Source organism: Nocardiopsis protaetiae, assembly GCF_045446735.1.
Lineage (GTDB): Bacteria > Actinomycetota > Actinomycetes > Streptosporangiales > Streptosporangiaceae > Nocardiopsis > Nocardiopsis protaetiae.
On record NZ_JBJJBV010000298.1, the window covers coordinates 1 to 7931 of the forward strand.

The 7931-nt window shown below is 72.8% G+C and carries 6 protein-coding genes; 1 reads left to right on the plus strand and 5 read right to left on the minus strand.

What is annotated here, in order from left to right; translation table 11 throughout:
• Positions 1 to 129: 129 nt before the first annotated feature.
• From obgE to ACJOT3_RS29780, 5 genes are all read right to left on the minus strand, one after another.
• Complete coding sequence (gene obgE, locus ACJOT3_RS29760; RefSeq protein ID WP_406976456.1) at positions 130 to 1494, minus strand: GTPase ObgE; 1365 nt, start codon at positions 1492 to 1494, stop codon at positions 130 to 132.
• Positions 1495 to 1626: 132 nt separating this feature from the next.
• Positions 1627 to 1887 carry a 50S ribosomal protein L27 gene (gene rpmA, locus ACJOT3_RS29765; protein ID WP_073380480.1) on the minus strand — a complete coding sequence of 87 codons (261 nt, stop codon included), beginning with the start codon at positions 1885 to 1887 and terminating at the stop codon, positions 1627 to 1629.
• 13 nt (positions 1888 to 1900) lie between these two features.
• Positions 1901 to 2212, minus strand: coding sequence for a 50S ribosomal protein L21 (gene rplU / locus ACJOT3_RS29770; RefSeq protein ID WP_406976459.1), 312 nt, complete (start codon positions 2210 to 2212; stop codon positions 1901 to 1903).
• 358 nt (positions 2213 to 2570) lie between these two features.
• Positions 2571 to 5576 (minus strand): Rne/Rng family ribonuclease, encoded by a 3006-nt coding sequence (locus ACJOT3_RS29775; protein WP_406976457.1) that lies wholly within the window; start codon positions 5574 to 5576, stop codon positions 2571 to 2573.
• 161 nt (positions 5577 to 5737) lie between these two features.
• Positions 5738 to 6493 carry a TIGR03936 family radical SAM-associated protein gene (locus tag ACJOT3_RS29780; RefSeq protein WP_406976460.1) on the minus strand — a complete coding sequence of 252 codons (756 nt, stop codon included), beginning with the start codon at positions 6491 to 6493 and terminating at the stop codon, positions 5738 to 5740.
• Between the two features lie 688 nt (positions 6494 to 7181).
• Here ACJOT3_RS29780 and ACJOT3_RS29785 point away from each other — a divergent pair.
• The gene (locus tag ACJOT3_RS29785) at positions 7182 to 7526 is read left to right on the plus strand and encodes a DUF6221 family protein (protein ID WP_406976458.1); all 345 of its coding nucleotides are present in this window, start codon (positions 7182 to 7184) and stop codon (positions 7524 to 7526) included.
• Positions 7527 to 7931: the final 405 nt, after the last annotated feature.

The window sequence follows — 7931 nt, forward strand, 5'->3', positions numbered from 1 at the left end:
GGGAACCGGTCTGTTCGAGTTGTTCTGCGCTGTGCACCGTATGGGGGCTTTCCATCCGAGGGCGCGGTCCGGGCGGCGGAGCCGCGCCCGTCTTGCCTGTTCGGCCGGGCCGATGCTTCCCCGCGCGGTTCAGCCCAGCCGGGCGTCGGTCCCGCGCGGGCCGGACGGGACGGCCTCGGCGTCCAGCGACGGGTCCCAGTCGAAGACCACGGAGTCCTCCTCGGTGCCGATGTGGACCTCGGCGCCCTCGGTGGCGCCGGCCTTGGCCAGCTGCTCCTCGATGCCCAGGCGGTTGAGGCGCTCGGCGAGGTAGCCGACGGCCTCGTCGTTGGAGAAGTCGGTCTGGCTCACCCAGCGGGCGGGCTTCTCGCCGCGGATCTGGAAGGCGTTGTTGCCCAGCGGGACGACCTCGAAGGGCACGTCGCCGATCATCTTGGGCCGGATGACGATGCGGGTGGGCTCGGCGGCCGGGGCGGCCTCGCGGGCCGCGGAGACCTGCTCGGCCAGGGCGAAGGACAGCTCGCGCAGCCCCTCGCGGGAGGCCGCGGAGACCTCCAGCACCCGGTAGCCGCGTTCGACGAGCATGGGCGTGACGAGCTCGGCGAGCTCGCGGGCCTCGGGCACGTCGACCTTGTTCAGGACCACGATGCGGGGGCGGTCGGACAGGTCGACGCCGGTGGCCGCGCCGTAGGCGGTCAGCTCCGCCTCCAGGGCCTCCAGGTCGCTGACCGGGTCGCGGCCCGGCTCGTAGGTGGCGCAGTCCAGGACGTGCAGCAGGGTGGAGCAGCGCTCGATGTGGCGCAGGAACTCCAGGCCCAGGCCCTTGCCGTCGCTGGCGCCGGGGATGAGGCCGGGCACGTCGGCGATCACGTACTGGGTGGTGCCCGCCTCGACCACGCCCAGGTTGGGGATCAGGGTGGTGAACGGGTAGTCGGCGATCTTGGGCCGGGCGGCCGACATCGCGGCGATGAGCGAGGACTTCCCGGCGCTGGGGAAGCCCACCAGGCCGACGTCGGCGATGGTCTTCATCTCCAGGCGGACGTCGAACGCCTCGCCCTCCTCGCCCTTGAGGGCGAACCCGGGGGCCTTGCGCTTCTTGGAGGCCAGGGCGGCGTTGCCCAGGCCGCCGCTGCCGCCCTGGGCCAGCACCAGGCGGGTGCCGTGGCCGACCAGGTCGGCGACGACCTCGCCGTCCATGCGGGTGACCACGGTGCCGTCCGGCACGTACAGGACCAGGTCGGCGCCGTTGGCGCCGCTGCGGTGGCCGCCCATGCCCGGGGTGCCGTTCTGGGCGTTGCGGTGCGGGCGGCGCTGGTAGTCCAGCAGGGTGGCGGTCTGGGCGTCGACCTCCAGGACGACGTCGCCGCCCCGGCCGCCGTTGCCGCCGTCGGGACCGCCCAGCGGCTTGAACTTCTCACGGTGGACGGAGGCGCAGCCGTGCCCGCCGTTCCCGGCCTTGACGTGCAAGACCGCCTCGTCGACGAAGTCGGGCATGGTTCTCCTCGGTTCACTGCTCCGGCCGCGGGGCGGCCCGATGGGAAATGTGTGCGTCACCTGGTGACAACACCAGAGGCGGGCCAGTGTTCCCTGGCCCGCCTCTGTGAACAACGAACGTTCGCGCGCGACCTACTCGGCGGCGGCGGGAACGATGTTCACGGCCTTGCGGCCGCGGAAGTTGGCGAACTTGACCTCGCCGGCGACCAGCGCGAACAGCGTGTCGTCGCCGCCACGGCCCACGTTGGCGCCGGGGTGGAACTTGGTGCCGCGCTGGCGGATGAGGATCTCGCCGGCCTGGACGGCCTGGCCGCCGAAGCGCTTGACACCCAGGCGCTTGGCGTTCGAGTCGCGGCCGTTACGGCTGGACGATGCGCCCTTCTTATGTGCCATCTCTCAGATCCTCCTACTTCGCCGAGATGCCGGTGACGCGGACCTGGGTGTGCTTCTGGCGGTGACCCTGGCGCTTCTTGTAACCGGTCTTGTTCTTGTACTTCAGGATGTTGATCTTGGGGCCCTTGGTCTCGCCGAGAACCTCGGCGGTGACCGTGTAGCCGCTCAGCTTGTCCGTGTCGCTGACGACGTTGCCGTCGTCCACGACGAGGATGGGCTGCCACGTGATGGTGGCGCCGGTCTCGGCAGAGACCTTGTCGATGTTCAGGACGTCATCGACGGACACCTTCTCCTGACGGCCGCCCGCTCGCACGATCGCGTACACCGCGTAACTCTCTTCCTGCTCGCTCAACGAATAATGCTCGGGACCAATCCCCGAGACATGTGTTCGGGGTCCGGGTCCGGCCGGTTGCCCTGACGGGCGGGCCGGGAGGACCACCCCGTGTGGGAACTACGGGGAGTCCTCGTTCCACGATCCACTGTTGCCTGTAGCGGGGCGCGGGGATCTGAGGGAAACAAACCCTGCGTGGAGAGCACTTGGTGTCGGGGCGCGCGATCACGAGGAGCGCGCCGACGCACCGTCCATCAGGTTACCATCGCCCCGCCACGGGCCTGCACACGTGCCGTGGTCCGGGCCGGGGGTCGCCCCCCGGCCCGGACCGGGCCCACGCGTCCCGCCGGGCTCAGCCGGCGTCCACGGCGGTGGACGAGGCCGCCGCCCTGGTACGCCGGGTGCGGCGGCGCTTGGGCCGCTCCGCGGCCTCCTCGTCGCCTTCGGCCGCGGCGGTGGTCTCGGTCACGGCCTCCGGCTCGCCCACGGCCTCGGCGGCCGCACGGGCGGTCCGGCGGGTCGCGGTGCGCCGGGTCCGGCGCGGGGCCGGGGCCTCCTCGGCCGACGCCTCGTCCGCGGCGGCCTCGGGGGCCTCCTGCGGCTCGTCGGCGGCTTCGGCGGCCTCGGCCTGCGGAACGGCCTCGGCGGCCGGCTCGGCACCGGACTCCGCGACCTCCTCGGCGGCCTTGCGCGAGCGCGTGGTGCGCTTGCGGGTCCGCTTGGGCTCGGCCTTCTCCTCGGCCTCGGCGTCGTCGGCCTTCTTGCCCTTGGCGGCCTTGGACTTCTTGGCCGGCTTGTCGGCCTGGGCGGCGGGCTCGGGGGTCTCCTCCGCGACCGGGGCCGCGGGCTCGACGGGCTCGGGCTCCTCCGCGGCGGTCTCCACCGCGGGCGTCTCGGCCTGGTCGGCCTCGCCCTTGCCCTTGCCCTTCTTCTTGCGGCCTCCGCCGCCACCGCCGTTGCCGCCGGCGGCGGCGCCCTTGCCCTCCACCGGTTCGGTGGACAGGATCAGGCCGCGGCCGCTGCAGTGCTCGCAGGTGTGGGAGAAGGCCTCCAGCAGGCCCTGGCCGACCCGCTTGCGGGTCATCTGCACCAGGCCCAGCGAGGTGACCTCGGCCACCTGGTGCTTGGTGCGGTCCCGGGACAGGCACTCCAGCATCCGCCGCAGCACCAGGTCGCGGTTGGACTCCAGGACCATGTCGATGAAGTCGATGACGATGATGCCGCCGATGTCGCGCAGCCGGAGCTGGCGGACGATCTCCTCGGCCGCCTCCAGGTTGTTCTTGGTGACGGTCTCTTCGAGGTTGCCGCCCTGACCGGTGAACTTGCCGGTGTTGACGTCGACGACCGTCATCGCCTCGGTGCGGTCGATGATGAGCGAACCACCGCTGGGCAGCCAGACCTTGCGGTCCAGCGCCTTGTTGATCTGCTCGTCGATCCGGTAGGCGGCGAAGACGTCGCGGTCCTCGGTCCAGTGGGAGGCCCGCTCGGCGAGGTTGGGCGCCACGTGCTCGACGTAGTCGTGCACGGTGTCCCAGGCCTCGTCGCCGGAGACCACCAGGCTGGAGAAGTCCTCGTTGAACACGTCCCGCACGACCCGGATCGTCAGGTCGGGCTCGCTGTTGAGCAGGGCCGGGGCGTTGGCCGACTTGGACTTGCGCTTGATGGACTCCCACTGGTTGGCCAGGCGGGAGATGTCGCGTTCGAGCTCTTCCTCGCTGGCGCCCTCGGCGGCGGTGCGGACGATGACGCCCGCGCCGGAGGGCATGACCTTCTTGAGGATCTGCTTGAGGCGGGCGCGCTCCTTGTCGGGGAGCTTGCGGCTGATGCCGGTCATCGAACCGCCGGGCACGTACACGAGGTAGCGGCCGGGCAGGCTGATCTGGCTGGTCAGGCGGGCGCCCTTGTGGCCGATCGGGTCCTTGGTGACCTGCACCAGGACCGACTGGCCGGACTTGAGCACCGACTCGATGCGCTTGGGCTGGCCGTCCAGGCCGAACGAGTCCCAGTTGACCTCGCCCGCGTACAAGACGGCGTTGCGGCCCTTGCCGATGTCGACGAACGCGGCCTCCATCGACGGCAGCACGTTCTGCACCCGGCCCAGGTACACGTTGCCCACGTAGGAGCGGTGGGTGGCGCGGTCGACATAGTGCTCGACGAGGATGTCGTCCTCAAGGACGGCGATCTGGGTGCGGTCGCCGGTGCGGCGGATGACCAGGTCGCGCTTGACCGCCTCGCGGCGGGCCAGGAACTCCGACTCGGTGACGATCGGGGCGCGGCGGCGGCCCTGCTCGCGGCCCTCGCGGCGGCGCTGCTTCTTGGCCTCCAGGCGGGTGGACCCGCGCACGGCCTGGACCTCGTCCGAGATGGGCCGCTCCGCGCGCGGCTCGCGGACCCGGACCACGGTGTTGGGCGGGTCGTCGGAGGTGGCCTCGCCCCCGCCGCCACCGGAGCGGCGGCGACGGCGGCGGCGCCGGCGGCTGCCGCCGCGCTCGTCCTCGTCGGCGCCGTCGGCGGCGTCCTCGGTGTCGGCCTCCTCGACGGCGGCCTCGGGCTCGTCGGCGGTGTCGGCGTCCTCGCCGTCGTCACCGGAGCGCGAGCGGCCGCGGCCCCGGCCGCCGCGGCGGCGACGGCGTCGGCTGGGCCGCTCCTCGGCGGAGTCCTCCGCGCCGGTCTCCTCGGCGGCCTCGTCGTCCTCGACCGCCTCGTCCTCCTCGTCCTCGATGTCGTCCTCGGCGAGGTCCTCGACCGGGGCCTCGGCCCTGGCGGGGGCGGCGGGCGGCGCGGCGGCGACCACGGGGGGCTGGAAGAGCATGGAGGGCGCCTGGAAGACGGAGCCGACCTGGGTGGTCTCCTCCGGCTCCTCCCCGGCCGCGGGGGCGGCCTCGGGCTCGGCGGCGGCCCGCGTACGCGAGCGGCGCGCGCGGGTCCGGGGCTCGGCCTCGGGCGGCGCGGAGGCCTCGGCGGCCGCGCGGGTGCGGCGCGTGCGGGTCTTCTTGGCGGGCTCGTCCTGCTCGTCCGCCGGCTCCGGCGCCGACTTCACGGCCGGAGGGGTCGCGGGGACGTCCAGCGGCCGGTCCTCGACGCGCACCGTGCGTCGCCGCACCGGGGTGGCGGAGGTGACCTTGACCGTGCCGCCCTCACCGGAACCCGCGAGCGTGGTCACGGGCTTGGCCGGGGGGACGAAGACGTCGTCGGGTTCGGGGGGCGGTCCTGCCGCGCGGCGCACGCCCTTGGCCGGTGCGGGTGTGGTCACGCGCACCTCGCCTCCCCCCATGGGGGACGTCGCCGCCCTCGTTTCGGTTGTTTCAGTTGTACCCACGGTGTCGTCTGCACCGTTGTTGGGCTCGTTGTCGAGCATCCGGGCGGTCTCCCGTCAAAGTCCCCGGGCGCGCCGCGACCTCTCGGTCGGCGGCGCGGCTCACGAGAACTGTCGTCGCAGTGTCAGCGCCGACGGCACCGGAGTGCAGTCGGGGCAAAGTCCTGTGGTGGCGCCCACGTTCCCCGCTTCGGGGCCGCGCATCAGCGCGATCCCGTCATGGGCGCCGACGGCTGTGGTGCGCTGTCGCCCCGCTCTTGGGCGTCGTCGGCCGGGCCGGAGTCGTTCCGGTCCACGGCGAGCGGGTCAGCGATCGCACCTGTCGCCTCGTTCAGCGGCCCCTGCGCCAGCCGGGTCATCGTCACTGATGACTGCGGCGCGAGGTCGGCCACATGGCGGAGGCCGGTCAGCACGTCGTCCGGTCGAACGGCCGGTGTGGTGTGCCGTACGACCATCCGAAGTATGGCATATGTGGTGTCCTGTTCCCTCGGGGCGCGCCCGGGTCCACGACACACGTCGATGCCGACCACCGCCGGTCGGGTGTCGAAGCGGCGGCGACCCTTCTTGGTCATCCGCTCCACCTCGACGGTCTCGGCCGCCAGATAGGCGCCGACGGCACTCTCCGCCTCGTCGGCCCCGACCCCGTTCAGCTCCACCTGCCACACGGAGGCCTGGAGCCGATCGGCCAGTCCCGGAACCCGGGCCTGGACGACCTCGATGATGTCGATGCCGTCCGGCATGGCCGCGTCGATGTCGGCCCCGACCCGTGCGGGGTCCCGCTCCCGCGCGAGGGTGAGTTCGAGATACTCCGCCTCACTGGCGACCCCGGTGGGGGCCGCGCCGGTGTAGGAGACCTTCGGGTGGGGCGAGAAGCCGGCGGAGAAGGCCACCGGCACGTCCGCCCGGCGCAGGGCGCGCTCCAGCGCCCGGGCGATGTCCCGATGGCTGGCGAACCTCATGCGTCCGCGCTTGGCGTAGCGGACGCGGAGCCGTTGCCCGGGTGCGGCGGTGGAGGGTGAAGTGGTGCCCTCGGGTGCGGGGGGCAGCTCAACTCCTTTCCTCATGCCCCTCAGAGCAGCCGCGGGGCGGCCGGTGAGGGACTGTTCCTCGTCCTGTTCAGCGTACGGTGCGCGATGGTGCACCTGGACCGGCGAACCGGCGGGTGCTCCGTTGCACGTGCGTCCGACAGGACCACGCATCCGGTATCTGCCCCACTGACCTGCGCTCGAAAAGTCCCGATGGGACTCTAAGCGCGATCGCACGGCCGAGTGGACCGACTTACCATCGGAACGCGGGGGTCCGGAAAAAAAATCCAAAGAAAATCCTGAACCCATGGCAACCCCCCGACGGGGCCACGAGTCCTATTACACGTACGGCCCGGCGCGAGCGGGGCGCCGGGCCGTACACCTTCTCCCCCGGGCACTCCCCTCCACAGGGTCGAGGACCACCGCCCGGAGCGGGCATCCTACTCCACCACCCTTGCCACACCTGTGCGCGCCCTCCCTGACCGGATCCGGCCAGTAAGAATCCCCGCGCACACCGCGGACCTGCGCCGCCCCGGCATCCGCCCCCTCCGCCCCCGGACCCGCCCGCACCGGCCCGCACTAGGGTCGGCGACACGACGCCGGGGAGAATTCGGAGACAGAGATGACGATCGTGGACTTCCTCAACGCCCGACTCGACGAGGACCAGGCAGCGGCCCGAGCCGCCGCCCCGGGCCCCTGGAAGGGCGAGAACACCAAGGTGTTCGACAACGCCGGCGACCCGGTCGCCGACACCGGGAGCCCGACCACCGCCGAGCACATCACCCGCCACGACCCCGCCCGGGTACTGCGCGAGGTGGCCCTGCGCCGCCGCATCGTCCGGGAGGTCGACGAGTACACCCGCTTCTCCCGCGACCGCCTCGCCGGCGAAATGTCCCGCCAGGTCCTCGGCGCCCTCGCCGGCACCTACGCCGACCACCCCGACTTCAACCCGGACTGGGCCGTCTGACCCGCGGGGGCCGCAGCGACGCCCCCACCCGCTCCCACAGCGCTTACCCACCCGACCTGGGGCCCGGCCCCAGCCGGGTCACATCCGTGGCGTCCCCGCCACAGGGGTGAGGGCGGCGGGAGGCCTCCCGCCCGGGCCCCAAGGGGTCGGGGAGGCAGATACCTCCACCGCCACCCCAACCCGCTCCCCTCCCGGAACCCCCAGCCCCAGCCGGAGGGCATCGCGCCTCCCCCGCCGCAGGGGGTGACGGCGGCACGAGGCCTCTGGCCCCGACCCCAGGGGGTTGCCCACTTTCCCCGGGACCTCAGCCCCAGCCCGGCCACATCCCTGGCCACCTCCGCCGCAGGGGGTGACGGCCACACGAGGCCTCCCGCCCCGACCCCAGGGGGTTGCCCACCTTCCCCG